The sequence below is a fragment of the Streptomyces sp. NPDC045955 genome (assembly GCF_056430805.1).
The window spans coordinates 32,096-57,882 of the sequence record NZ_JBWKKY010000002.1 but is presented as its reverse complement, the minus strand read 5'-3'; the positions used below and the strand labels follow the sequence as shown (position 1 = coordinate 57,882).

The 25,787-nt window shown below is 71.3% G+C and carries 22 protein-coding genes, 1 tRNA gene and 1 pseudogene; 10 read left to right on the top strand and 14 right to left on the bottom strand.

Annotated features, from left to right (window positions below; translation table 11 throughout):
* Window positions 1–11 precede the first annotated feature (11 nt).
* The 6 genes from AC07F0_RS03560 to AC07F0_RS03535 all read left to right on the top strand — a co-directional run bounded on the left by AC07F0_RS03560 (window position 12) and on the right by AC07F0_RS03535 (window position 4,262).
* On the top strand, window positions 12–980 hold the full coding sequence (locus AC07F0_RS03560; protein WP_020274323.1) for an ABC transporter ATP-binding protein: 969 nt from the start codon (window positions 12–14) through the stop codon (window positions 978–980).
* Window positions 970–1,887, top strand: coding sequence for an ABC transporter permease subunit (locus AC07F0_RS03555; RefSeq protein WP_436728856.1), 918 nt, complete (start codon window positions 970–972; stop codon window positions 1,885–1,887). The genes AC07F0_RS03560 and AC07F0_RS03555 overlap by 11 nt, the downstream gene beginning before the upstream one ends.
* Window positions 1,884–2,795, top strand: coding sequence for an ABC transporter ATP-binding protein (locus AC07F0_RS03550; protein ID WP_436728857.1), 912 nt, complete (start codon window positions 1,884–1,886; stop codon window positions 2,793–2,795). The genes AC07F0_RS03555 and AC07F0_RS03550 overlap by 4 nt, the downstream gene beginning before the upstream one ends.
* A 9-nt stretch (window positions 2,796–2,804) precedes the next feature.
* On the top strand, window positions 2,805–3,524 hold the full coding sequence (locus AC07F0_RS03545) for an ABC transporter permease subunit (RefSeq protein WP_010032865.1): 720 nt from the start codon (window positions 2,805–2,807) through the stop codon (window positions 3,522–3,524).
* A gap of 102 nt (window positions 3,525–3,626) precedes the next feature.
* Window positions 3,627–3,881, top strand: coding sequence for an SGM_3592 family protein (locus AC07F0_RS03540; protein WP_478973721.1), 255 nt, complete (start codon window positions 3,627–3,629; stop codon window positions 3,879–3,881).
* A 277-nt stretch (window positions 3,882–4,158) separates the two neighbouring features.
* Window positions 4,159–4,262: transfer RNA gene (locus tag AC07F0_RS03535), tRNA-OTHER, on the top strand.
* A gap of 21 nt (window positions 4,263–4,283) precedes the next feature.
* Here the strand turns inward: AC07F0_RS03535 and AC07F0_RS03530 are convergent.
* From AC07F0_RS03530 to AC07F0_RS03490, 9 genes are all read right to left on the bottom strand, one after another.
* Window positions 4,284–5,090: an HAD family hydrolase gene (locus AC07F0_RS03530; RefSeq protein ID WP_478973718.1), complete on the bottom strand. Its 807-nt coding sequence runs from the start codon at window positions 5,088–5,090 to the stop codon at window positions 4,284–4,286.
* Entirely contained in the window at window positions 5,087–6,364 is a 1,278-nt protein-coding gene (gene serS, locus AC07F0_RS03525) for a serine--tRNA ligase (RefSeq protein WP_436728859.1), read from the bottom strand. The genes AC07F0_RS03530 and serS overlap by 4 nt, the downstream gene beginning before the upstream one ends.
* A 540-nt stretch (window positions 6,365–6,904) precedes the next feature.
* Window positions 6,905–7,837, bottom strand: a complete 933-nt coding sequence (gene pheA / locus AC07F0_RS03520; RefSeq protein WP_478973715.1) for a prephenate dehydratase — start codon at window positions 7,835–7,837, stop codon at window positions 6,905–6,907.
* 61 nt (window positions 7,838–7,898) lie between these two features.
* A complete protein-coding gene (gene efeB, locus AC07F0_RS03515; RefSeq protein ID WP_478973712.1) occupies window positions 7,899–9,188 on the bottom strand; it encodes an iron uptake transporter deferrochelatase/peroxidase subunit in 1,290 nt (429 codons plus the stop codon).
* A 6-nt stretch (window positions 9,189–9,194) separates the two neighbouring features.
* Window positions 9,195–11,231 (bottom strand): copper resistance CopC/CopD family protein, encoded by a 2,037-nt coding sequence (locus AC07F0_RS03510; RefSeq protein WP_478973709.1) that lies wholly within the window; start codon window positions 11,229–11,231, stop codon window positions 9,195–9,197.
* 13 nt (window positions 11,232–11,244) lie between these two features.
* Complete coding sequence (locus tag AC07F0_RS03505; protein ID WP_478973706.1) at window positions 11,245–11,727, bottom strand: copper chaperone PCu(A)C; 483 nt, start codon at window positions 11,725–11,727, stop codon at window positions 11,245–11,247.
* Entirely contained in the window at window positions 11,724–12,377 is a 654-nt protein-coding gene (locus AC07F0_RS03500) for an SCO family protein (protein WP_478973703.1), read from the bottom strand. The genes AC07F0_RS03505 and AC07F0_RS03500 overlap by 4 nt, the downstream gene beginning before the upstream one ends.
* A 92-nt stretch (window positions 12,378–12,469) precedes the next feature.
* Window positions 12,470–13,210, bottom strand: a complete 741-nt coding sequence (locus tag AC07F0_RS03495; protein WP_478973700.1) for a YcnI family copper-binding membrane protein — start codon at window positions 13,208–13,210, stop codon at window positions 12,470–12,472.
* 151 nt (window positions 13,211–13,361) lie between these two features.
* Entirely contained in the window at window positions 13,362–14,177 is an 816-nt protein-coding gene (locus AC07F0_RS03490) for a hypothetical protein (RefSeq protein ID WP_478973697.1), read from the bottom strand.
* Window positions 14,178–14,401: 224 nt separating this feature from the next.
* On the opposite strand from AC07F0_RS03490, the gene AC07F0_RS03485 reads away from it, so the two are divergent.
* Window positions 14,402–14,872: an ATP-binding protein gene (locus AC07F0_RS03485; RefSeq protein ID WP_478973694.1), complete on the top strand. Its 471-nt coding sequence runs from the start codon at window positions 14,402–14,404 to the stop codon at window positions 14,870–14,872.
* Between the two features lie 132 nt (window positions 14,873–15,004).
* On the opposite strand, the gene AC07F0_RS03480 is transcribed toward AC07F0_RS03485, so the two are convergent.
* Window positions 15,005–17,998 carry a glycine--tRNA ligase gene (locus AC07F0_RS03480; protein ID WP_478973691.1) on the bottom strand — a complete coding sequence of 998 codons (2,994 nt, stop codon included), beginning with the start codon at window positions 17,996–17,998 and terminating at the stop codon, window positions 15,005–15,007.
* Between the two features lie 126 nt (window positions 17,999–18,124).
* Between AC07F0_RS03480 and AC07F0_RS03475 the strand changes: the two are divergent.
* Window positions 18,125–18,744 (top strand): annotated as a pseudogene (locus AC07F0_RS03475) (triphosphoribosyl-dephospho-CoA synthase); the annotation flags it as partial.
* On the opposite strand, the gene AC07F0_RS03470 reads toward AC07F0_RS03475, so the two are convergent.
* The gene (locus tag AC07F0_RS03470; RefSeq protein WP_478973689.1) at window positions 18,734–20,200 is read right to left on the bottom strand and encodes an aminopeptidase P family protein; all 1,467 of its coding nucleotides are present in this window, start codon (window positions 20,198–20,200) and stop codon (window positions 18,734–18,736) included. The pseudogene AC07F0_RS03475 and the gene AC07F0_RS03470 overlap by 11 nt on opposite strands.
* A gap of 76 nt (window positions 20,201–20,276) precedes the next feature.
* Window positions 20,277–21,827: a PP2C family protein-serine/threonine phosphatase gene (locus AC07F0_RS03465; RefSeq protein ID WP_478973686.1), complete on the bottom strand. Its 1,551-nt coding sequence runs from the start codon at window positions 21,825–21,827 to the stop codon at window positions 20,277–20,279.
* 502 nt (window positions 21,828–22,329) lie between these two features.
* On the opposite strand from AC07F0_RS03465, the gene AC07F0_RS03460 reads away from it, so the two are divergent.
* Together AC07F0_RS03460 and AC07F0_RS03455 are read left to right on the top strand one after the other, a co-directional pair.
* The gene (locus AC07F0_RS03460; RefSeq protein ID WP_436730103.1) at window positions 22,330–22,995 is read left to right on the top strand and encodes a bifunctional DNA primase/polymerase; all 666 of its coding nucleotides are present in this window, start codon (window positions 22,330–22,332) and stop codon (window positions 22,993–22,995) included.
* Between the two features lie 55 nt (window positions 22,996–23,050).
* A complete protein-coding gene (locus tag AC07F0_RS03455; RefSeq protein ID WP_478973683.1) occupies window positions 23,051–23,665 on the top strand; it encodes a hypothetical protein in 615 nt (204 codons plus the stop codon).
* Window positions 23,666–23,911: 246 nt separating this feature from the next.
* On the opposite strand, the gene AC07F0_RS03450 is transcribed toward AC07F0_RS03455, so the two are convergent.
* Both AC07F0_RS03450 and AC07F0_RS03445 read right to left on the bottom strand, forming a co-directional pair.
* A complete protein-coding gene (locus AC07F0_RS03450; RefSeq protein ID WP_356928249.1) occupies window positions 23,912–24,877 on the bottom strand; it encodes a DUF5926 family protein in 966 nt (321 codons plus the stop codon).
* A gap of 155 nt (window positions 24,878–25,032) precedes the next feature.
* Complete coding sequence (locus AC07F0_RS03445; RefSeq protein ID WP_478973680.1) at window positions 25,033–25,671, bottom strand: ATP-binding protein; 639 nt, start codon at window positions 25,669–25,671, stop codon at window positions 25,033–25,035.
* Window positions 25,672–25,787 lie beyond the last annotated feature (116 nt).

Genomic DNA, 25,787 nt, shown 5'->3' with positions numbered 1-25,787 from the left:
GAAGCGTGACTGTGATCGCGACCGAAAGCCTGAGCAAGCGGTTCCCCAGGGTGACCGCTCTTGACCGGCTCTCCGTGGACGTCGGGCCCGGTGTGACCGGACTCGTCGGAGCCAACGGAGCCGGCAAGTCCACACTGATCAAGATCCTGCTGGGTCTGTCCCCCGCCACCGAGGGCCGCGCCGAAGTGCTCGGCCTCGACGTCGCCACCAAGGGCGCCGACATCCGTGAGCGGGTCGGCTACATGCCCGAGCACGACTGCCTGCCGCCGGACGTCTCGGCCACCGAGTTCGTCGTCCACATGGCGCGCATGTCCGGCCTGCCACCCACCGCCGCACGCGAGCGCACCGCCGACACGCTGCGGCACGTCGGCCTGTACGAGGAGCGCTACCGCCCCATCGGCGGCTACTCGACCGGCATGAAGCAGCGCGTGAAGCTCGCGCAGGCCCTCGTCCACGACCCGCAGCTGGTCTTCCTCGACGAGCCGACCAACGGCCTCGACCCGGTCGGCCGCGACGAGATGCTCGGCCTGATCCGCCGGATCCACACCGACTTCGGCATCTCGGTCCTGGTCACCTCGCACCTGCTGGGCGAACTGGAGCGCACCTGCGACCACGTCGTCGTGGTCGACGGCGGCAAGCTTCTGCGCTCCAGCTCCACCACGGACTTCACCCAGACCACGACGACCCTCGCGATCGAGGTCACCGACACCGACGAGCATCCGGACGGCACCCGCGCGATGCGCGACGCGCTGCACGCGCGCGGGGTGAGCGTCGAGGACGGCAGCGGCCTGCCGGGCGCCGGCCACATCCTGCTGCTCACCGCCCAGGGCGAGGAGACGTACGACCTGGTCAGGGACGTGATCGCGGACCTCGGGCTCGGCCTGGTGCGCATGGAGCAGCGCCGGCACCACATCTCCGAGGTGTTCACGACCAGTGACCAGCACGAGCAGCGGAAGGAGGCGGTCGGCCATGGCGGTTGAGCACTCCACGGGCACACCCGCCCCGGCACCGGGTGACCAGACCCGCATCCACAACATCGGCTACCGCAGCTACGACGGCCCCCGCCTGGGCCGCGCCTACGCCCGCCGCTCCCTGTACTCGCAGTCCCTGCGCGGCTCCTACGGCCTCGGCCGCTCGGTGAAGTCCAAGGTGCTGCCGATGCTGCTCTTCGTGGTGATGTGCGTGCCCGCGGCCATCATGGTCGCCGTCGCGGTCTTCACCAAGGCCAACGCCCTGCCCGTCGACTACACGCGCTACGCGATCATCATGCAGGCGGTCATCAGCCTGTACGTCGCCTCGCAGGCACCCCAGTCCGTCTCGCGCGACCTGCGCTTCAAGACCGTGCCGCTGTACTTCTCGCGGCCCATCGAGACCGCCGACTACGTCCGCGCCAAGTTCGCGGCGCTCGCCTCGGCGCTGTTCATCCTCACGGCCGCTCCCCTGATCGTGCTCTACGTGGGCGCGCTGCTGGCCAAGCTCGACTTCGCCGACCAGACCAAGGGATTCGCACAGGGACTCGTCTCCGTGGCACTGCTCTCACTGCTCTTCGCCGGCATCGGCCTGGTCATCGCGTCCTTCACCCCGCGCCGCGGCTTCGGCATCGCGGCCGTGATCGCCGTGCTGACCATCACCTACGGCGCGGTCTCCACCCTCCAGGCCATCGCCGACGCACAGGGCAGCGGCGACGCCGTGCCGTGGATCGGACTGTTCTCGCCGATCACGATCGTCGACGGGGTGCAGTCCGCGTTCCTGGGCGCGACCTCCGCCTCCCCCAGCGGGGTGGGGCCGAGCACCGCCGAGGGCGTCGTCTACGTCCTTGTCGCCCTGGGCCTCATCGCGGCGAGCTACGGCCTCCTGATGCGCCGCTACAAGAAGGTGGGACTGTGACCACGCTCTCCATCGACCACGTCTCCCGCTGGTTCGGCAACGTGGTCGCCGTCAACGACATCACCATGACCATCGGCCCCGGCGTCACGGGCCTGCTCGGCCCCAACGGCGCCGGAAAGTCCACCCTCATCAACATGATGGGCGGCTTCCTGGCCCCCTCCACCGGCACGGTCACCCTCGACGGCCAGGCCGTGTGGCGCAACGAGCAGATCTACAAGCAGATCGGCGTCGTGCCCGAGCGGGAGGCGATGTACGACTTCCTCACGGGGAAGGAGTTCGTCCTCGCCAACGCCGAACTGCACGGGCTGGGCGCCAAGGCGGCCCAGAAGGCGCTCGCCACCGTCGAGATGGAGTACGCGCAGGACCGCAAGATCCAGACGTACTCCAAGGGCATGCGCCAGCGCGTGAAGATGGCCTCCGCCCTGGTTCACGACCCGTCCCTGCTCCTGCTGGACGAGCCCTTCAACGGCATGGACCCGCGCCAGCGCATGCAGCTCATGGACCTGCTGCGGCGCATGGGCGACGAGGGGCGCACGGTGCTGTTCTCGTCCCACATCCTCGAAGAGGTCGAGCAACTCGCCTGGCACATCGAGGTCGTCGTCGCCGGCCGGCACGCCGCCAGCGGCGACTTCCGCAAGATCCGCCGCCTGATGACCGACCGGCCGCACCGCTACCTGGTGCGCTCCAGCGACGACCGTGCCCTCGCGGCCGCGCTGATCGCCGACCCGTCGACGTCCGGAATCGAGGTCGACCTCGCCGAGGGCGCGCTGCGCATCCAGGCCGTCGACTTCGGCCGCTTCACGGCCCTGCTGCCGCGGGTGGCCAGGGACCACGGCATCCGGCTGCTCACGGTCTCGCCGTCCGACGAGTCCCTCGAGTCCGTCTTCTCGTATCTCGTCGCGGCGTAGGAGGCCCTGATGTACGACCCCACAGTCGCCCGGCTCACGTACCGGGCCCTGCTCGGCCGGCGCCGGGCCCTCATCCTCGGAGCCCTGCCGCTGCTGCTCATCGCCATCTCGGTGGTGGTGCGCTTTCTCGCGGGGGCGGACGACCAGACGGCGGCGGACCTGCTGGGCGGACTCGCCCTCGCCACGATGGTGCCGATCATCGGCGTCATCGCCGGAACCGGCGCGATCGGGCCGGAGATCGACGACGGCTCGGTGGTGTACCTGCTGTCCAAGCCGATCAAACGCCCGGCGATCATCTTCACCAAGCTGATCGTCGCGATCGCGGTGACGATGGTGTTCTCCGCGGTGCCGACGCTCATCGCCGGCTTCATCCTGAACGGCAACGGCCAGCAGATCGCCGTCGCCTACACGGTGGCCGCACTGGTCGCCTCCATCGCGTACGCGGCCCTGTTCCTGCTGCTCGGCACGGTCTCCCGGCACGCGGTGGTGTTCGGCCTCGTCTACGCGCTGGTCTGGGAGGCGCTGTTCGGCTCCCTGGTGCCGGGCGCCCGCACACTGAGCGTCCAGCAGTGGGCGCTGGCCGTGGCCCAGAAGGTCTCCGGCGGCGACCTGGTGACCTCGGACGTGGGCCTCACCACGGCGACGGTGCTGCTGGTGGCCGTCACGGTGCTGGCCACCTGGTACGCCGGTCAGAAGCTGCGCTCGCTGACCCTCGCCGGCGAGGAGTGACGTGCCCCGGCCCTGACGGGGGCTTCACCCCCGTCAGGGCACACTGGGCGAACGGTATGTAGGGATATCGCACGGAAGTCGGACGGCTGGGAGGGGACGGGGATGGCGGGCGAGAGGGCTCAGTACGACGACCGCGGGCAGTCGGGATCCGGGTCCGGAAACGACGCCTGGGACGACCTCGTCCTGGACGACGACTTCATACGCTCCGCCGGGACCGCCGAGCCGTCCGCCCGCGCCCGGATGCTCGCCGCGCGCTGGCGGCGCGAGGAACCGGAGCCGCAGCCGTGGCGCTCCGACGAGCCGCCTGCGGGCTGGTTCTTCAGCAAGGCCCGGCGGCGCAGGTGGCGCAAGCGCTGACCGACCCCCGACCGACCGCCGATTTAATCGGTGGCGTCCTTTTCGCCCGGCAGGCAGAGTAGTCGTGTCCCTGCCGGACGACGAGTCCGGCGTCACGTTCTGGGAGAGGAGCCGGACGATGTCCATGCACGGCAGTACGTCCAGCTCCCGTCAGGGCAGCCCGCGGCGGGTTCCGGAGTAATTCGCTACCCCTCCGTAGAGCCCGCCCCACACGGGGAGCTGCCCGGGGCGGCCGCTTCGAGCACGCGAATCGCACATCGCGTGAGGCCGCCCACCCGGAGGATTGGCCGAGTGGTAAGGCACTGGCTTGCGCTGTGCTGATCAGAAGCGAGTCATGGTCGGGTCGAAAGGCCCGCGCACGTTCGATCCGTGCATCCTCCGCCGCACCCGCGACACGAAGGCTCAGCCCAGCAACCGCTCCAGCACCACCGCGATGCCGTCCTCCTCGTTCGAGGACGTCACCTCGTCGGCCACCGCCTTCAGTTCCTCATGGGCGTCCGCCATCGCGACACCGTAGGAGGCCCAGGCGAACATCGGTATGTCGTTGGGCATGTCGCCGAAGGCGATCGTGTCGGCCGCCTTCACCTTGAGCCGGCGGGCCGCCAGGGACAGGCCGGTCGCCTTCGACAGGCCCAGGGGCAGGAGTTCGACGATGCCCTTGCCCGCCATGACGACGGTGACGAAACCGCCGGCGGTGCGCGTGGCCACCTCGCACAGCTCGTCGTCCGAGAGCGTCGGGTGCTGGATGTACAGCTTGTTCAGAGGGGCGGCCCACAGGTCCGACGCGTCCGTGAACGGCGTCGCGGGCAGGTTGCCGTGGACCGCGTACCCGGGACCCACCAGCACCTCGCCGTCCAGGCCGTCGCGGCTCGCCGCCAGATACAGCGGGCCGACCTCCGCCTCGATCTTGGCCAGCGCCACCCCGGCCAGCTGCCGGTCCAGCGTCACCGATGTCAGCAGCCGGTGGGCGCCGGCGTCGTACACCTGCGCGCCCTGGCCGCAGACGGCGAGTCCCTGGTAGCCGAGGTCGTCGAGGACGTGCCGGGTCCACGGGGCCGCGCGGCCGGTGACGACGATGTGCGCGGCGCCCGCCGCGGTGGCCGCGGCGAGCGCCTCACGGGTGCGGGGCGACACCGACTCGTCGGAACGCAGCAGCGTCCCGTCGAGGTCGGTGGCGATCAGCTGGTACGGGAAACCGGCGGTGGTCACTTGGCCACCGGTTCCAGGACCTCCCGGCCGCCCAGGTACGGGCGCAGCACCTCGGGTACTCGCACCGAGCCGTCGGCCTGCTGGTGGTTCTCCAGGATCGCCACGATCGTGCGCGGCACGGCGCACAGCGTGCCGTTGAGCGTGGCCAGCGGGCGGACCTGCTTGCCCTCACGGACGCGGATCGACAGGCGGCGGGACTGGAACTCGGTGCAGTCCGAGGTCGACGTCAGCTCGCGGTACTTGCCCTGGGTCGGGATCCACGCCTCGCAGTCGAACTTGCGGGCGGCCGAGGAGCCGAGGTCGGCGGAGGCGACGTCGATGACCCGGAACGGCAGCTCCAGCGAGGTCAGCCACTGCTTCTCCCACTCCAGCAGCCGCTGGTGCTCGGCCTGCGAGTCCTCCGGGGTGACGTAGGAGAACATCTCGACCTTGTCGAACTGGTGCACGCGGAAGATGCCCCGGGTGTCCTTGCCGTGCGACCCGGCCTCACGGCGGAAGCAGGGCGAGAAGCCCGCGTAGCGCAGCGGGAGGCGGTCGGCGTCGAGGATCTCGTCCATGTGGTACGCCGCGAGCGCGACCTCGGAGGTGCCGACGAGGTAGAGGTCGTCGTCGGCGAGGTGGTAGACGTCCTGGGCGGCCTGGCCGAGGAAGCCCGTGCCCGCCATGGACTGGGGGCGCACCAGGGCCGGGGTCAGCATCGGTGTGAAGCCGGCCGCGGTGGCCTGGGCCATCGCCGCGTTCACCAGAGCGAGTTCCAGCAGGGCGCCCACGCCCGTCAGGAAGTAGAAGCGCGAGCCGGAGACCTTGGCGCCCCGCTCCACGTCGATCGCGCCGAGGATCTGGCCGAGCTCCAGGTGGTCCCTGGGCTCGAAGCCATCGGCGGCGAAGTCGCGGATGGTGCCGTGCGTCTCCAGCGTGACGAAGTCCTCCTCGCCGCCCACGGGCACGTCCGGGTGGACGAGGTTGCCGAGCTTCTGGAGCAGTTCCTGGGTCTCGGCGGCCGCGGCGTCGCGTTCCGCGTCGGCGGCCTTGACGTCGGCGGCGAGCTGGCTCGCCTTCTTCAGCAGCTCGGCCTTCTCGTCCCCGGACGCCTTGGGGATGAGCTTGCCGAGCGCCTTCTGCTCGGCGCGCAGCTCGTCGAAGCGGACGCCGGACGACCTGCGCCGCTCGTCGGCAGACAGGAGGGAGTCGACGAGCGCGACGTCCTCTCCACGGGCGCGCTGGGACGCGCGCACACGGTCGGGGTCCTCACGGAGCAGGCGAAGGTCAATCACGTGCTCAAGGCTACCGGTGCGGGGTGACCGTCCACGACTCACTATTCAGGTGTGGCTTACGTACCGCTATGAGGGAATTGCGCACTGTGTCAATAAAACGACCACCTCTCCCCGGAACGGGGCATCGGCAGGGCGCGGCATTGACTCGAATCCCTTGTGGGGAACGGGACTTGGACTCCGGTTGTCCACAGGGGTCCACACTCGCCGAAAAGTTATCCACAGGCTGTGTGGAAGATCTGTGGACTTCGGAATTGATCACTCCGGAAGGTCCCGTCAGGTCGAAGAATTCCCGATGCAAACCTGCTCTACCCTCACTTTCGAGTGGAAATGGGTCACCCCGAAGAGTTACGCAAGGGAAAACGGTGGACGAAGGGTGACCTACCCGTCGATGGATGCATCGGAGGCCTGTAGGGCGATTTGTCGACTGACTCACGCTTCGTTGTCGACTTGTCCCCAGGTCGAGAACCTGGCCTGTGGATAACTTCTGTGGACAACGACAATCAGCAGGTACGACCGACCTGAGACCCGCTGGGAACCGGGCTAGAACCGGCCGTCCTGGCATCGTGCGACCCAGTCCGCCGCCGCCACGAACTCGTCGTCCGACGTCCCCAGCCGCGGCGGCTGGACATCCCCGGGCTCCATGTCCGCGCGCGGATACGAGCCGAGGTAGCGCACCTGGAGGCAGATCCGCTTCAGGCCCATCAGGGCCTCCGCCACCCGGCGGTCGGAAATGTGGCCCTCGGCGTCGATGCAGAAGCAGTAGTTGCCGATGCCCGCGCCGGTGGGCCGCGACTGGAGCAGCATCAGGTTGATGCCGCGGGTGGCGAACTCGCCCAGCAGATCGCGCAGGCCGCCGGGGTGGTCGTCGCGCTGCCAGAGCACGACGGAGGTCTTGTCCGCGCCGGTGGGTGCCGCGGGCCGGGCGGGCCGGCCGACCAGCACGAATCGCGTCTGGGCGTTCTCCGCGTCGTGGATCCCGGTCTCCAGGGCCTCCAGGCCGTAGCGGGCGGCGGCGAACTCGCCGGCGAAGGCGGCGTCGTACTGGCCCTCCTGGACCAGCCGGGCGGCGTCCGCGTTGGAGGCGGCCGACTCCCAGTGGACGTCCGGCAGGTGCTTCTTCAGCCAGTTGCGCACCTGCGGCTGGGCGGCCGGGTGGGCGGAGACCGTCTTGATGTCGGACAGGCTGGTGCCGGGGCGGACCAACAGCGCGAAGGTGATCGACAGCAGCACCTCGCGGTAGATCATCAGCGGCGCGCCGGCGACCAGCTCGTCGAGAGTGGTGGTGATGCCACCCTCGACGGAGTTCTCGATCGGCACGAACGCGGCCTCGGCCTCGCCGGCGCGTACCGCGTCGAGCGCGGACTGGACGGACACGTACGGGATGAGCTCCCGGGTGGCGGCCTCGGGAAGCGTGCGCAGGGCGACTTCGGTGAAGGTGCCCTCGGGGCCGAGATACGCATAGCTCGCTGGCATGACCTCACCCTAATGGGCTTGCGGAAGCGCTATCCCCCACAACCCGCACATCGCTCGACCCTCACCCCTCGAGCAACTTCTGCCCCACGTACTCGCCCTCCGGGGCCCCACCGGGCACCGCGAACAGCCCGCTCGACTCGTGCCGGATGAACCGCGACAGGGCGTCGCCGCGGTCGAGCTTGCGCTGCACCGGCACGAAGCCGCGCAGCGGGTCGGCCTGCCAGCAGATGAAGAGCAGGCCCGCGTCCGGGACGCCGTCCTGGTCGATGCCGTCGTGGAAGGAGAACGGGCGGCGGAGCATCGCCGCGCCGCCGTTCTGGTCGGGCCGGGTGATCCGGGCGTGGGCGTTGATCGGGACGACGAGGTTGCCCTTGGCGTCCGTCTTCTCCAGATCCATCGCGGTCGTCTCGGTGCCGCCGGACAAGGCCGCCCCGTCGGACTTACGGCGGCCGATCACGTCTTCCTGCGCCTTGACGGAGAGCTTCTCCCAGTCGTCCAGGAGCATGCGGATCCGGCGTACGACGGCGTAGGAGCCGTTCGCCATCCAGGCCGGTTCGCCCTTCTCGGGCACGAAGATCCGCTGGTCGAAGTCGGGCTCGGACGGCTTCGGATTGCGGGTGCCGTCGATCTGGCCCATCAGGTTGCGGGCCGTCATGGGGTGGGCGGTGGCGCCCGGCGAGCGGTTGAAGCCGTTCATCTGCCAGCGGACCCGGGCCGCCGAGCCCGCGTCCTTCTGGATGGCGCGCAGGGCGTGGAAGGCCACGAGGGCGTCATTGGCGCCGATCTGCACCCACAGGTCGCCGTTGCTGCGGTTCTTGTCGAGGTGGTCCGAGGAGAACTCGGGCAGCGGGTCCAGGGCGGTCGGGCGCTGCTTCTCCAGGCCGGTCCTGCCGAAGAAGCTGTGGCCGAAGCCGAAGGTGATGGTCAGCGACGAGGGGCCGGCGTCGCGGGCCACGTCGGTGTCGTCGTGCGGGCTCGGCTCGCCCGCCATCAGCCGCCGGGCCGTCTGCGACCAGCGACGCAGCAGGGCGGCGGCTTCCTTGCGGCCGGCACCCGCCGCCAGGTCGAAGGCGATGAGATGGCCGCGGGCCTGGAGGCCGTCGGTGATGCCGGGCTGATGTTTCCCGTGAAACATCGCCCGGTCGGTGCCGAGTGAGGTGAGCGGAGCGGCGGCATCGGAGGGGGCGGCGGCGTATCCGACGGCCGCCCCCGCCGTGCCGAGCACGAGCCCGGTGGCACCGGCGGTGCCGAGCAGGCGGCGCCGTGAGATGCCATCGCCGGCCGGGGCCGCTTCGGTGCCCGCCGGGGTGGTGCGGGGAGTGCGGGTTTCCGGAATGGACTGGTCAGCCATGGTGGTTCAGCCGATCTGCGCGTTCTTGGAGACGGTCACCTCGTCGATGTCGGAGGTCCGCACGGTCACGTCGACCTTCCAGTCGCCGGCCATGGGGATCTGCACTCCGTTCGCCGACCAGTGTCCGGTTGCGAGGTGGTCGGGGACGACGGGCAGCGGCCCGAGGTTCTTGGCCTTGAGGGTGAAGTCGACCTTCACCTCGGGGATGTCGAAGGCCCGGCCATTGGGCCGCTCCACGTAGACGTGCATCTCGTTGTCGCCCACGCGTGCGGGGTCGAGGTCGACCGTGACGATGCCCTTGCCGTCCTTGCCGCCGGTGTCGAAGGGCATGTTCAGGGTCAGCGCCCCGGACGCGCCCGTGTCGGGCGCGGTGGACGCGGAGGATGACGTGGCGGCCTTGGCCTCCTCCTCCGTGCGTCCGGGCTCGGTCTGGGTGAGGACGGTGGTGACGGCGAGCAGGACGACGGCGATGCCGGCCTCGGCCAGCACGGAGCGGCGCAGCCCGAAGCGGTCGGGGTCGGCGTCCCGCAGTCGCTTCTGCCGGGCGGCGTCCCGGGCGGCCCGCTGCCGGGCGAGCTGCGCGGCCCGCTCGGTGTCGGCGGGCTCGGAGCCGGGCTGTTCACCGGCGTCGGAGCCGGCCTCTGTGCCCGTGCCGGGCCGGTCATCGCCGGTCACGGCGGACTCGGCGTCGCCGGCACTGTCACCGGAGGTATCGCCCCCTGATCCGGCGGAGGCATGGGCTCCCGCTCCGGTGGAGGCATCGGCCATGGCTCCGACCCGCGCCTTCTCCCGCTCCGCCGCTGCCGGCACCGCTTCCGCCAGCCGCCCGGTCCACCGTCGCGAGATCCACGCGACGCCGACCAGGACGGCCACGAGGGCGATCTTGGCGAGGAGCAGCTGTCCGTAGCGGGTGTCGGTGAAGGCCGACCAGGAGCCGAGCTGGCGCCAGGACTGGTACGTCCCGGTCGCGATCAGCGCAAGGACGCTGCCGAAGGCGACGCGGGAGAAGCGGCGTACGGCCGACGCGTCGACGGGCGCGTCGGCCGGTGCCCGGTACAGGGCGACCAGCAGCGCGCCCAGCCCCCCGAGCCACGCGGCGACGGCGAGCAGATGGAGGACGTCGACCGGCATGGCGATGCCCGCCTGGAGTCCGACCGAGGCGTGCTCGGACATCGCCCAGCTGGCGGCGAGCCCGGCCGCCACGACGACGCCGCCGATGGCGAGCCCGAAGGTCAGGTCCCGCTTCTCCTGGGGGTCCTCACGCTTGTCGTAGGCCCCGAACAGCACGGCGATGAACAGTGCCGCCGCGGCGAGCAGCAGCAGCCGGGACACCAGGGCGGCGCCGGTCTTGGTCTCGAGCACCTGCCCGAGCAGGGACAGGTCGAAGACGTCGGCGACCTTCCCGGAGCCCGTGAAGGAGCCACGCAGGAGCAGCAGGGCGAGGGTGGCGGCGGTGAGCGCGAGCCACCCGGAGACGACGAACCGCTGCACGGGCCGTACCCCCGAGCCGCGTGGCCAGCAGGCGAGGACGAAGGCGGCGCCGCCGGCCAGCACGATGAACCCGGCGTAGGACACATACCGCCCGAAGCCGTACAGCCAGCCGACGAGGCCGTCGTCGGCGTTCTGCCCGGAGACCGACACGGAGGTCTTGGAGGGGGCGCCGATGGAGAAGGTGTAGGCGCCGGCGACGGGGTGGCTGTCCGCGGACACCACCTGGTAGGCGACCGTGTAGGTGCCGTCGGGCAGGCCGGAATGGAGCCGCACGGCGTACGTGGTGCCGCTGACGTTGGACGGCTCGCCCGCGTCGACGCGCTTGCCCTCGGGGTCGAGCACGCGCAGCGAGTCGCCGGACATCGCGACCTGCTCGGAGAAGGTGAGCGAGATCCGGGCCGGGGCCTTGTCGACCACCGCCCCCTGCGCGGGGTCGCTGCCGGTCACCGCGGCGTGCGCGAAGGCCGGTCCGGCGCCGGCGAGGAGTGCGCAGGCCGCGACCAGGAGCAGCAGCACCACGGTCCGGACGCGGGGGGCGATGGTCTGCGTCACAGTGGTCCCTCCCTCAGTGTCCGGTCTTCGGGGTGTAGGTCGCCGACTTCACCGGCATCTCGACCTCCACCGGGCCGGAGTGGGCGAAGTGGAGCTCGACGGAGACCGTCTGGCCTTCCTTCGGCTTGCGCTTCAGCTGTTCGAACATCAGATGGTTGCCGCCGCTCTTCAGCACGAGTTCGCCGTGCGCGGGGACCTTCAGGCTCTTGACCTCCTGCATGGCCGAGCCGACGGTCTCGTGCACGGTGACCTGCCCGGCCACGTCGCTGGTGACCGAGGTCAGCTCGTCGGCGGCCCCGCCCTTGTTGGTGACGGTGAAGAAACCGGCCGCCATCTCGTCGGAGACGGGCTGCGGCATGTACGCGGAGCCCACGGAGAGTTCCGCCTTACCGCTGCCGGCACCGGAGTCCCCGGAGTCCGAGTCCGAGCCGCCGCAGCCCGCCAGGGCCAGTGACCCGGCTATGACGAGGGCGGCCGGGCCGAGTCGCCGCCTCACGGGTTCTCCCCCTTGGCGATCTTGGGGAGGTCCTTGGTGTAGTCGTCGACGGTGGCGTCCTCGCCGTAGAGCACATAGCCGCCGTCGGTCTTCGGCGAGAAGGCGATGACCTGGGTGCCGTGCTCGGAGACGGTCTTGCCGTTCTTGTCCTTGTGCGGCGGGTCGATGGAGATGCCGAGGGTGCGGGCGCCGGCCTGGATGGTCGGGAAGTCGCCGGTGAGGCCGATGAACTGGGGGTCGATGCCCTTGAGCCACTTGCCGAGCTCGGCCGGCTTGTCGCGGTCCGGGTCGGTGGTGACGAACACGACGCGCAGGTCGTCCTGTTCGGCCTTGGGCAGCTGCTTCTTGGCAACGGCGATGTTGCTCATCGTCGACGGGCACACGTCGGGGCAGTGGGTGTAGCCGAAGTAGATCAGCGTGGGCTTGCCCTCGGTCTCCTTGCGGAGGTCGTACTTCTTGCCCTGGGTGTCGGTGAGGACCAGGTCCGGCTTCTCGAACGGCTTGTCGAGGACGGTGGCGGCCTTCTCGCTGCCGGCCTGCTCCGACACGACGGCGACGGGCTTGTCGCTGTCGTTGCCGCTGCCGCAGGCGGTGAGGGTCAGGGAGGCCGCGGCGAGCAGAGCGGCCGCGGCGAAGGTCTTGGTGCGCATAGAAAAATGTCCCAGATATCGGTGACCCGGCGCGCACCGGGGTGCCCCGCCCGGGGCGGGAACCCGGCGCGCGCCGTGCAACGGAAACGGCGTCAGGCGTTGGTGCGCCGACGCCCGGCCAGTACGCCGTAGGCGACGCCCGCCGCGCCGACCACGATGCCGACGATGCCCAGGACGCGGGCGGTGGTGTCGGTGCCGCTGGAGGAGGCGGTGTCGGCGGCGGTGTCGGCGGAGGCCTTCTCGGCCGACTTGGCGTCGGAGGCCTCGTCGCCCGAGGAGGCGTGGTGCCCGTCCTCGGAGGCGGCCGACAGCTCCAGCACCGGGGCCGGGTTGTCGGGCTCCTCCTGGCCCTCCTGCGGCACCTCGATCCAGCGGACGACTTCCTTGTTGGAGTACGTCTGGAGGGCCTTGAAGACCAGCTGGTCGGCGTCCTCGGGCAGTTGGCCGATCGAGACCGGGAACTTCTCGAAGTAGCCGGGCTCGACGCCCTTGCCGTCGGCGGTCCAGGTGACCTTGGTGACGGCCTCGGAGATCTTCTCGCCGTGCAGCTCCAGCGGCTTGTCCAGCTTGGACTTGGTGACGTCGATCTTCCAGCCGGGCATCGGCTCCGGCATCACCGAGGCCAGCGGGTGGTCGGTGGGGAAGATGACCTCGAGCTTGGTGGTCGAGGCGTCGTCCCGCTCGTTGGGGACCTTGAAGTCGACGACCGCGTAGCCGCCCTTGGCGGCGGCGCCCTCGGGCTGCACGCTGACGTGCGCGAAGGCGGGGACGGACAGGGCGAGAACGGTGACACCGGCGGCGGCACCGGCCGCGGCGATACGGGAAGCCTTCATTGGAAGGGAACACTCCGCTGTGAGTCGAGTCGGGAGGGTCAAGAGGGATGCGCGCACGCGCGCGTGCCGCACGACGGCGGCCCCTCCAAGCCGTCCGAGTCATCCGAATCATCCGGATCGTACGGAAAGGCGGAGTGATGGTCGCGTCGCGTCAGGCGGCGAGGGCGAGTGCGGAGGCGCGAGCCGTGGCGGTCGGCGGACCGCGCCGGATCACCGTGTGCTGAAGCGCGGTCATGCGCGGCATCGCAGGCGCGGGCCGCACGGCGTGAGCGGGGCGCGGACCTGCTTCCGGCGCTCCCGGCAGCCCGGCGCGCAGGGCGCGCACCAGCGCGAGGGCGGCCCACAGGGAGCGCACGAGCGCCCCTTCCGTGACCCCCTGCGCCGACAGTTCGGTGAGCCGCAGCAGGGCCAGGTCACCATGGCGCAGCAGCCAGCCGGCGGCGATCGCCGCGAGGACATGGCCGAGCAGCATCGGCAGGGACGGCCACAGCGAGGCCGACGCCCCGGCGTCCGAGGCCAGCTGCGTGTGCGCACCCGTGGACGGCTGGATCCGGGCGTCGGTGAGGATCTTGTGTGCCTGCGCCGGGCTGATCGCCGCGGCCGTCGTGCCGCACACCAACCGCGCGGCCTGCTGGACCAGCGCGGCGTCACCCGTGCCCGCGGGCGCCGACGATGTGACGGCGGCCGTGCCGTGCTGACCGAGTCCGAACAGCGTGTGCAACACCGTCTGACCGGCCGCGAGCAGCGCCGCGATCCCCGGCAGCGAGCGCACACGCCCGGCGAACGGCGCCGCCACGGCGAGCACCCCGAGGAACCCCGCGCCCAGCGTCCACAGCGGAATGCCGTCGCAGGAGGCGAGCGCGTGACCTGCCCCGGCCAGCACGACACAGACCGCGGCGAACACCGCGGCCCGCAGGATCCGGAGCGTGAGTCCGGAGCGCGTCGCGCACGCGTGGGGGGCAGTCATGGCGGGCTCATCATCGCACTGGCCACCCAGGCCTCGTGCGGCAGGTCCGCAAGATGCCGTACGACCGGAACGTCACCCTCTGGCCCCGCCTGTCCCTCCACATACACCGATCAGGGCTAGGGCGCATCCGCCGTATGGGCGGCGTCACGTCAACTTCACGCTTACATACGGGGACTCAGGGCAATACGTAACGGTATGTCGAGCCGCGGCCAGGAGGCTGGAGCATGAGCATCTGGTGGTCACTCCATCTGCGGCGCGAAGCTGCGAGCGTGCCGCTCGCCAGGCGCCTTCTGATCGGCACGATGGAGACCGCGGGCGTCGATCCCGATATCTCCTACGACCTTTCCGTCGCCCTCAGTGAGGCCTGCGCGAACGCCGTGGAGCACGGTGGGGACACGGCACGTGGCGGTCCCGGTTCGGAGGCGTACCGGGTCACGGCGTACCTCGACGGCGAGAAGTGCCGGATCGAGGTCGCCGACGCGGGCCCTGGATTTCCCGCGGCTTCCGCCGGCCGGTCCCGCCCGCCGGTCCTGCCCGCGCACACCGACGCGGAGAACGGCAGAGGGCTGTGCCTCATCGAGCAGCTCGCCGACCATGTCCACATCGGCAACAAGCCGGGCCGGGGCGGGGCCGTGGTGAGCTTCGACAAGGTCCTCAAGTGGCGCAAGGACGCCGCGCCGCTGATGGCGGTCTGACCTCCGCCGACGCCCGATCGGCTCGGAGGCGGTGTTTCACGTGAAACGTCCGCCCCCTGACCGTCCGCCCCCTGACGGCTTGCCCCCTGACCGTCCGCCCCCTGACGGCTCGCCCCCTGACCGTCCGTCTCCCTAGAGCGCACCCCAGTCCAGCGTCGTGCGTGCCAGCTCCGCCACCTGCGTGAGCAGCGCCAGCCGCGCCGCGCGGACCGCCGGATCCGGGTCCATCACCAGCACCTCGTCGAAGAAGGCGCTGATCGCTTCGACCAGCGGGGCGGAGACCTCGATCAGTGCGCCGAGATCGTCCTCACGGCCGTGCAGGGCCTGGCGTACGGCCTCGGCGTGCTCGGCGAGACGCAGCTCGGCGGGCGCCGTCAGCAGGGACGGATCCGCCGCCTCGACGCCGCCCTCGGGGAGGATGCGCACCACCCGCTGGAACGCGGCAGCGAGTGCCTCGAACTCCTCCGTGCCGATGTGCCGCTCCAGCGTGGCCAGGGTGCGGTCGGCGTGGGAGGGCCGGTCGGCCCACACCAGGACGGCCTGCACGAGCCGGTGCTCGTGCCCGGCGTCCGTGAGCTGCTGCTCGTAGCGCCGGGTGATCAGCTCGGCGGCCTCGGCGACCCGCTCGGCCGGCACCTCGACGCCCTGCGCGGCGTACCGTACGGCCGCCGCGCGCAGCCCTTCGCTCACTCGCACCCCGGCCACGGCGGGAAGACTCCGCAGCACGTTCAGCAGGCCGATCGCGGCCCGGCGCACCCCGTACGGATCGGAGCTCCCGGTCGGCGCGGCCCCGATCACGAACATGCCGGTCACCAGGTCGAACCGGTCGGCGAGCGACAGCACGGCACCCGCGTCCCCGGCCGGCAGGGCGCCGCCGGCGGAGCGCGGCAGCTCCATCTCGGCCAGGGCCCGCGCGACCTCGGCGGACTCACCGGCCCGGCGCGCGTACTCCTCGGCCATCACCCCGGCGAGTCCGGAGAACTCGATCACCATCTGCGACGCCAGGTCGAACTTGGCCAGCGCACCGGCACGCCGGACGACGTCCACCGCCTCCTGCGGAAGCCCGGCCCGCCCGGCCAGGTCCACGGCGAGGGAGGCGAGCCGGTCGGCGCGGTCGGCGACCGTACCGAGCCGGTCCTCGAAGGTCAGCTTGTCCAGCCGGCGCCGGAACTCCGCCGGCGGCACCTTCAGATCCGCCCGCCAGAAGAACGCGGCGTCCTCGTAACGGGCCCGCAGCACCGCCTCGTTGCCCGCTCGCACCACATCGTCGTCGCACAGGGCGTTGGCGAAGGTGACGAAGTGCGGCATCAGCCGCTCGCCGTCCAGCACCGGCAGATAGCGCTGGTGCTTGCGCATCACGGTGGTCAGGACGCTCGCGGGCAGTTCGAGGTAGCGCTCGTCGAACGACCCCCGCACGGCGTACGGGAACTCCAGGATGTCGGTGATCTCGTCGATCAGATCGGCCTGCCCCTCCACGTCGATCCGCCCGCCCACCTCGGCCGCCGCCTCCAGGGCACCACGGACCACCGCGCCGCGCCGGGCGTCCCGGTCGAGCAGGATGCCGTGCATGTGCAGGAAGTGCGGGTAGCCCTCGGCGGAGGTCACCCGTACCTCCGGGTAGGGGGCCTGGCGCTGCACCCGCGTCGTGTCGCTCGCGGCGAGCGAGGAGACCACCACGGGCAGGGGAGTACGGCCCAGCAGGGCGAGCAGCCAGCGCACGGGCCGTGAGAACGACAGACCCGGGTCGCTCCACCGCATGTTGCGGCCGGCGCGCAGCCCCGACACGACCTCGGCCAGCAGATCGCTGAGCACCTCGACGGCCGGACGGCCCTCTTCGTGGCGGGTGACGGCCACGTACTCGACACCCTTGACGTTGACGATCCGCACGTCGGTCGGCTCGGCCCCCTGACTGCGGGCGAAGCCCAGCAGGGCAGGTGTCGGAGCGCCGTCCTTGAAGGCGGCAGCGACCTTGGGGCCGCGCACGGTCCGCATGGTGTCGCGCTCGCGCGGCTGCACACCCTCGACGGTGATGACGATCCGGCGCGGCGTGGCCATCACGGTGATCGCGCCGTGCCCCAGCCGGGTCGCGGCCAGCTTGGCGGTGACCGACTCGCGCACCGCCTCGGTGGTGGCGGGGACGTCGGCGTACGGCAGTTCCTCCACGCCGATCTCGAACAGCAGTGTCTCGGCGTCGGGCACCTTGGGCAGCGCGGCCCGCTGGGCCGGGGCCGGAGCGGCCGCCACCCCGAGCGGATGCTCCAGGGCCGCCCGCCGCCGCTCCCACAGCTTGGCCGACTCGTGCGTCAGGCCGCGCATCAGCGCGAACGCCTTGGCCCGCTCGGTGGTGCTGATCGCGCCGCGCGCGTCGAGCACGTTGAAGGTGTGGCTGCACTTGAGCACGTACGTGTACGCCGGGACCGGCAGCTCCAGATCGAGCAGGCGCCGGGCCTCGGCCGCGTACGCCTCGAAGAGCCGGTGGTTGGTGTCGAGGTCGGCGTCGTCGAGGTAGTAGCGGCTCATCTCGTACTCGTTCTGCCCGAACACCTCGCCGTACGTGATGCCCGGCGCGTAGACGATGTCCTTGAAGTGGGCCACGCCCTGGAGGTTCATCAGGATGCGTTCGAGGCCGTACGTGATCTCCACCGACACCGGGTCCAGGGCGACACCGCCGACCTGCTGGAAGTAGGTGAACTGGGTGATCTCCATGCCGTCCAGCCAGACCTCCCAGCCCAGCCCCCAGGCACCGAGCGCGGGCGAGGCCCAGTTGTCCTCGACGAACCGCACGTCGTGCGCGCCCAGGTCGACACCGAGCGCCTTCAGGCTGCCCAGGTACAGCTCCTGCGGGTTGCCCGGGTCGGGCTTGAGGATGACCTGGAACTGGGTGTGGGTCTGCAGCCGGTTGGGGTTCTCGCCATAGCGCGAGTCGTCCGGCCGCACGCTCGGCTCCACGTAGGCGACGCTCCACGGCTCGGGGCCGAGCACCCGCAGCGCCGTGGCCGGGTTGGCCGTACCGGCTCCGACCTCGGTGTTCAACGGCTGCGTGATCATGCAGCCGTTGTCGCTCCAGTACTTCTGCAGGGTGAGGATGGCGTCCTGCATGGTCAGCGCCGTCTGGACGTTCTTCATGATGATCGCGCCTGTTCCCCGAGTCGGACCGGCAAGGTCGGCCATGATCTCACATGCCCACTACCGTTGACCTGCGGTTTTCCGACCACTGTCCGGATGCCGCCGGTCGATTCACAGCCGACGGTGGAACACACGGTGGGACTCGCGGGCGGCGGCCACCGGGTCTGCGGACGCTCGGCCCGCTGGTTGCGGCGGCGCTGCTACCGGGCGCCGGCCCGGCCGAGACGACGCGCCTGGCCCGACACATCGCCGCCCACCCCGACCGCCGCGCCCCGCGCCGCCGTCCCGCGGCTCCACGGTGTCGGCCCGCTACGGCGCGGTCGGCGCCCGAGGCGAGGCCAGGGCCGGCTTCCCCCATGTCCGCCGCGCCCCGAACACCCTCACCGCGACCCGGACCCAGGGCCACAGAGCCCCAGGCCCGCCTGGACGCCCTGCTCACAGTGATGTCGACGCTCCAGGGCACGGAGGTGCTGTACACGGCGGGCCCGATGGGCCTGCGCGAAGTCCAAGCGAGGGCGCGCGGTGTGCTGGAGGCGGGCGGCACGGCGACGGAACAGGGTGCGTCGGCTCTGCGTGCCCTGGACACCTGCCTCGTCAGCCGTGCCTGGAGCCCCCGTGGCAGCTCCCCTCTGTTTGCGGGGACGCTGTTCTTGGAAGGGTCGGGGGCGCGGGACAGCGTCGATGTGCGGCTCCGCCGCGGGGCGCGACCAGCCCCCACGCCCCCGCACCTGGAACTCAGCCCTTGACGGACGCCATCCACGCCTCGACCTCGTCCGCCCGACGAGGCAACGCCGCACTCAGATTCCGGTTGCCGTCCTCCGTCACGAGGATGTCGTCCTCGATCCGCACACCGATACCCCGGTACTCCTCCGGCACCGTCAGATCATCGGCCTGGAAGTACAGCCCCGGCTCGACGGTCAGGCACATCCCCGGCTCCAGCACACCGTCGACGTACGTCTCGGTCCGCGCGGCAGCGCAGTCGTGCACGTCCATCCCGAGCATGTGCCCTGTCCCGTGCAGCGTCCACCGCCGCTGAAGCCCCAGCTCCAGCACCCGCTCCACCGGCCCCTCGACCAGTCCCCACTCGACCAGCTTCTCGGCCAGCACCCGCTGCGCGGCGTCGTGGAAGTCCCGGTACTTCGCGCCGGGCTGCACAGCGGCGATCCCGGCCTCCTGGGCCTCGTACACGGCGTCGTAGATCTTCCGCTGGATCTCGCTGTACCGGCCGTTGATCGGCAGCGTCCGCGTGACGTCGGCGGTGTAGTACGTGTGCGTCTCGACACCCGCGTCGAGCAGCAGCAGATCGCCCGACCGTACGGGCCCGTCGTTGCGCACCCAGTGCAGCGTGCAGGCGTGCGGCCCGGCCGCGGCGATCGTGCCGTAGCCGACGTCGTTGCCCTCCACCCGCGCGCGGAGGAAGAACGTGCCCTCGATGTACCGCTCGGAGGTCGCCTCGGCCTTGTCGAGGACCTTCACCACGTCCTCGAAGCCGCGCACGGTCGAGTCGACGGCCTTCTGGAGCTCACCGATCTCGAACTCGTCCTTGACCAGCCGCGCCTCGGAGAGGAAGACCCGCAGCTCCTCGTCGCGCTCGGCGGTGACCTTGTCGGTCAGCGCAGCCTCGATACCCGCGTCGTACCCGCGCACGACCCGCACCGGGCCGGTGGCCTCGCGCAGCGCCCCGGCCAGCTCGCGCACGTCGGAGGCGGGGATGCCGTACAGCCGCTCCGCCTCGGTGAGGGAGTGCCGGCGGCCGACCCACAGCTCGCCCTGGCCGTCCAGCCAGAACTCGCCGTTCTCCCGGTTCGAACGCGGCAGGAGGTAGATCGTCGCCTCGTGGCCCTCACCCTCGGGCTCCAGGACCAGGACGCCGTCCTCGGTCTGGTTGCCGGTGAGATAGGCGTACTCGACGGAGGCGCGGAAGGCGTACTCGGTGTCGTTCGAGCGGGTCTTCAGGTTGCCCGCGGGGATCACCAGCCGCTCGCCCGGGAAGCGCGCGGACAGCGCGGCCCGGCGGGCGGCGGTCTCGGCGGCCTGGGGAATGGGCTGGAGATCACGCAGCTCGGTGTCGGCCCAGCCACTCTTCATGTTCTCGGCAAGCTCGTCGGACACGCCGGGGTACAGTCCGTTCTTCCGCTGCTTGATCGGCTCCTCTTCGGCAGTCTCCGGGGTGTCCGAAGGCTCTTCTGCCACGGCGGTCATCCTCCTCGATACGGCGCTGGACCGTCCTCCACTCTACGGCGGCGGGGAAGCGGTCTCAGGGCGATGACGAGGAGCGTTACTCGAACCGCACCGCCAGCAGGACGACGTCCTCCGCTCCGTCAGCCGCGTCCAGTCCGTCCGGCAGCACGCTCCGCAGGACATGGTCGGCGAGGGCGCCGGGGTCGCACCGCAGTGCCCGGGGCGCTCCGGCCGCCGCGGCGTGCAGCCGGGCGAAGGCGCGGTCGGTGGTCTCGCCGGTGCGGTGCAGCAGCCCGTCGGTGTACAGCAGAACCGTCTCTCCGGGCTCGGCGAGGATCTCCACGCTCGGCGCCTCCCAGCACGCGAGCATGCCCAGCGGGGCGGAGACGGACGTCTCGACGAACTCGGTGCGGCGCTGCCCGATCAGCAGCGGCGGACTGTGCCCGGCACCGGCCAGCGTGATCTTGCGGGCGGCGGGTTCGCAGTAGCCGAACAGGGCGGTGGCCGAGCGGGCCGGCTCGGTCAGCCGCAGCAGCAGCTCCAGGTCGGACAGGACGGCGACCGGGTCCTCCCCCTCCATCACGGCGTACGCGCGCAGGGAAGCCCGCAGCCGGCCCATCGCGGCGACCGCGCTGGGCCCGGCTCCGGTGACGGATCCGACGGCGAGGCCGAGGGCGGCGTCGGGCAGCGGCAGCGCGTCGTACCAGTCGCCGCCGCCGCGCGGGCCGGTGCGGTGCCGGGCGGCGATCTGGACACCGGCCACCCGGGGCAGCCGCGCGGGCAGCAGCTCGTCCGACATGGTCGCCATGGCCGCGCGTGTGCGCTCCAGTTCGAGCAGCCGGGCGAGGTGCTCGGCGGCGTACCGGACGTACAGGCCGACGAGGTGGCGCTGCCGTTCGATCGGTTCGGCGGGTTCGTCGTAGAGCCACACGACGGCGCCGAGGCGGTCGGCGGACTCGGAGGATCCGGCGGAATCGGGGGACGCGGCGGACTCGGGGGTCAGGGGGAGGGCGTAGCTGGCGGCGTAGCCGAGGCGGGCCGCGACCTCGCGGTGGCGGGGGTCGAGCCCCTCCTGGGCGAACAGGTCGGGCTCGGCGATGCCGTCCTCGCCGCCGGTCAGTCCGTCGAGGATCCGGCCGTACGACAGGGCGCTGCGGGGCACGGTCTCGATGTGGCCGAGGTCGGCGCGGGCCAGGCCCAGGCCGATGGTGGTGTCCGGGCCGAGTCCGTCGCCCGGTTCCAGGACGACGAGGCCGCGGCGGGCGCCCATCAGGGCGGCGCCGGCCCGCAGCAGTTCCTGGAGCGCCTGGTCCAGCGCGGACGTGCGGGTCAGACGCTCGGTCAGCTCGTGCAGGGTGGTGAGGTCGGAGACCCAGCCGGCGAGACGGTCCTGGAGTACCGCACCCGGTGGGGCCGGAGGGTTTGGCGGGGCGGCCGGGGAGGAACCCGCCGCGACGGGCGCGACAGTGTGTGCGGGAGCCGGAACCGTTGAATCGATTCCAGCCACTTTCGGAGGGTGCGGGGCGTTCATGGTGTCCGGCTTTCCGACCAGTGCGTACTGCTCAAAAGCATCGCAAACCCCCATGTCATTCTGCGCCGCTAGCAGTGTCTCCACATGTACACGCACTCGTGAGGAGATGTCCAGCATTGTCCTGCCGGGATTCCTGGTGTCCGTGAGGTTTGAGGGAAGAACTCTCCTTCCTCTTGCGTAAATGCAAAGTTGGCTTAAAACTGCCGCAAGGGACGGCTTATTGCGGTCGACTGGGCTTGCTCGGCGGAGCGTCACAACGGTCGTGATGGGTACGTACTCGGTGAAGGCCAGGGGTGGTTGGGAACTACCCGGAACCTGGTGACGGACCCGGGCGTCCTATCCACCGACGACCGTGCCCCATCCTCCCGTGGCGGAGGCGGAGAGAAATACGCGCGACGGCAAACGCCATACTTCGCCACCCCTACGCCACGCCCGTGCTTTAGATGGACGCAGTATGGGCGGGACGGCCGCGGAGGCAGTCAAAGCTCGACCCATAGGGGTTCCCCTTGCCCGCGGCAGGGGTGTGATGCGCCAACAGGTACGCACAGTGAAGTGATCGACACATGATGTGATGTGGACCACGGTGTTGCCGGCGTGCAACGGAAAGGAACGAGCGCTCATGCGCGAGATCCTCGGAAGGCGACGCAGGCTCCTGTCCAAGCGCAGCGACGGGAGGCCTGAGCTGATCGGCGCGGCCCTGACCTACGCGACGGAATGGCAGTGGCCCGTACTCCCGGGCGTGGCGGCGGACCCCGAGGGGCGCAGCCGCTGCGGTTGCCCTGACCCCGAGTGCACGGTGCCCGGCGCGCACCCCTTCGACCCCGGCCTCCTCGCGGCCACCACCGACGGGCGCATGGTCCGCTGGTGGTGGAGCAAGCGGCCGACGGCGCCGATCGTCCTGGCCACCGGCGGCAAGGCCCCCTGCGCGGTCTCCCTGCCGGCCCTGCCGGCCGCCCGCGCCCTCGAAGCGCTCGACCGCTCGGGGCTGCGGCTCGGCCCGGTCGTCGCCTCCCCCAGCCGGTGGGCGATCCTCGTGAAGCCGTACTCCATGGAGCAGCTCGGCGAACTGCTCTACGCCAAGGACTTCGTGCCCGGCTCCCTCCGCTTCCACGGCGAGGGCGGCTACCTGGCGCTGCCGCCGTCCGAGACGGGCCAGGGCGAGATCCGCTGGGAGCGGGCGCCGCTGCCCGGCTCGGCCTCGCCGTGGGTGCCCGATGTGGAGGCCGTGGTGGACGCCGTGGTCGAAGCACTCACTCGTACGGGTGTGAGCGCGCCCGAGTTCTAGGACCGTCGGGCGCGCCGAGCCCGGGTTCCGCCCCGGGGCGTTAGGTTCCGGGGCCATGCCGCGTCATTCCCGGGGCCGTCCCCGGGACCTCAGAGAGTTCCGGTTTCTCGCCCTCGCGGGTGTCGTGGCGGCGTGCGCGGTCGCACTGCCCCTGGCGGTGGCGTCCGCGGGCTCCCCGGATGCCCCGGGCTCCCGCGGTCCAGGGGATACGACCCATGCCGGAGGGGCGGCGGACCATACCGGCCAGCACTCCGCCCCGCCGTCCGCGGACGGCAAGGTGCCTGCCGCCGTGGCCGGCCTCCCCGCCCTCGGCCCGGGCCGGTCGACCGCCGCGCGCTGCGGTCCCGCACTCTCCTCTCCCGAGGGCGTCGAGGCGCAGACCTGTGTCGTGACGCAGGCCGCGGACACCTGGGCCCGGACCTACTACCGCAATGCGACCGGCGAGGCGCTGGACGCGGTACTGAGCCTGATGGGGCCCGGCGCCCGGACCGTGCGGATCACCTGCGCGGTGGGCGCCGAGGACGAGCCGGGGGCCTGTGAGACGCCCCGCGAGCCCGCACGCGGGGATCTGCGGGCGTACACGGCGGTCGCGGAGTTCGCCCGGCGGGCCGGACAAGGGCCGCTGCTGCTGCGCTCGGGAAGCAACTCGCCCACCGAAGAAGGCAGTTGAGGATCGGACGCGTTCGGTGAACGGCCGCGCGCATGAAAAGACCCGGTTGCTGGCGACGGGGGATGCACCAGCAACCGGGCTACGGGAACGGTAACAAGAGATCGGCGGTTCGCAAATTCGATCTCGCTCTTTCCGGTCACCGATCGGCTTGTCCCCGCCGGGAGTTGTGAAGGGCGTCACCTGTCCCGAGCGTGAGGGGCCGCGGCCGGCCGTCCGAACGGCCGGACCGGGCCCTATGACGAACCGTCAGCTGAGCGTGACCTGCCGGTTGGTGAGACCGCCACGCGCGCGGCGCTCGTCCGGAGTCAGCGGCGCGTCCGCCGCCAGGGCGGCGGCGAGGCGCTCGGCGAACTCCGCCGCCGGCTTCTCCACGTCCTCGGCCGTGACCCCGCTCGGCAGGTCCCAGACCGGCACGGTGAGCCCGTGAGCGCGGAAGGAGCCCACCAGACGCGTGCCCTCGCCCAGGCTCGACCGGCCCGCGGCGTGCAGCCGCGCGAGAGCGTCCAGAAGCTGCTCCTCGGGGTGGGGCATGACCCACCGCAAATGGTTCTTCTCGGGCGTCTCGCACCAGTACGCGGCGTCCACGCTCTGGAGCTTGACGGTCGGGATGGCCGCGGCGTTGGCCCGCTCCAGGGAGGCGGTCACCTCCGGCGTGGCGTTCTCCGGGTCCGGCACCCAGAACTCGAAGCCGCTGTGCACTTCTGGCTCGAAGGCGCCCTCCGGGTCGAGCAGATCCTGGAGCCGTGGTCCGTCGGCGGGGGCGCGACGGCCCTGCACCGGGGTGCCGGGCTCGGCTTCCAGAGCGCGCTGGAGGATGTCGGCGAGGTCGCGGCTGAGGTCGCCCGACGAGGTGTCGTTCTGCAGGCCGAGGAGGACCGAGCCGTCGTCGCGGCGCAGGGCGGGCCAGGCCATCGGCAGGACCGTGGCCAGCGTGACCGACGGGACGCCCTCGGGGAGGCCGTCCTTGAGCGTCAGCCCGGCCGTGGCCGCCGGGACCAGCTCGCGCAGGGCGACCCAGTCGCACTCGCCGGGCAGGCCCTCGAAGGGGCGGTGCACCAGCTCGGTCACGGCGTGGGCCGCGGCCCGGCCGTGACAGGCCTTGTAGCGGCGGCCGCTGCCGCAGGGGCAGGGCTCACGAGCGCCGACGACCGGGATCTCTCCGTCCGTGATCTGCGGGCGCTTGGCCTTCGTCTGGGGTCGCTTCTTGGCCATCGATGGGTCTCCCGGTTACGGCTCGTCTTGTACGGTCGCGAGCCTAGCCGTTCGTGCCCCGGGGGGCCGGGTCCTGTGGACAAGGCCGGTCCGTGGACAAGCCGAACCCCGTGACAGGGCGGGTCCCTGTCGGTGACAGGTCGGCCGGCGCCGGGTCAGTCCATGTCGTCGAAGGCGTCCGCGAAGTCCAGTCCGGGTAGCTGGGACACCGCCGGGGCCGTCACGCGGGTCGCGAAGTCGTCGCGGCGGTGGCCGGCGTCCGGGTCGTACACGTCGGCGTGGACGACGACCCACACGGTGACCTCACCGCGGATGTCGTCCCGGACACCCCAGTCGTCGGCCAGCGCGGTGATGATGTTCAGCCCCCGGCCGCCGTGCGCCGTGACCGACGGGGTCGCGGGGGCGGGGCGGGTCGGGCCGCCGCCGTCCGTGACCTCGACGATGAGCCGGCCGGACGGGTCCACACGCCACGCGGCGCGAACGTCACCGTCCCCGGAGAACGCGTCGCCCAGGGGCCTGCCGTGTTTGCACGCGTTGCTCAAAAGTTCGGAAAGGATCAGTACGGCGTCGTCGATGACCGATTCCGCTACGCCACCTCTGCGCAACTGTGCACGCATACGGTGCCTCGCTTCCCCCACGCCCGCAGGGCCATGGGGAACGGCCATGCTCGACGACGTGGGCACCTCCTGTGCCACCACCAACGCCACCCCCGAGACCTCCTTCGCCCCACGCCACGGTGTGGATGCCCCATTGGCCTGTACCGGAAACCGGCCAATCCACGTCCGGTGACGCATTCACCACGATCGAACACGGACCGAACGCGCCGGAGCACTCCCTGTAATCGTGTGGCTGGATTTCATCGGTGTGGCCGAGACGCGAGGATCCCGTCCGGCAAGGGATGAGGTCAAGA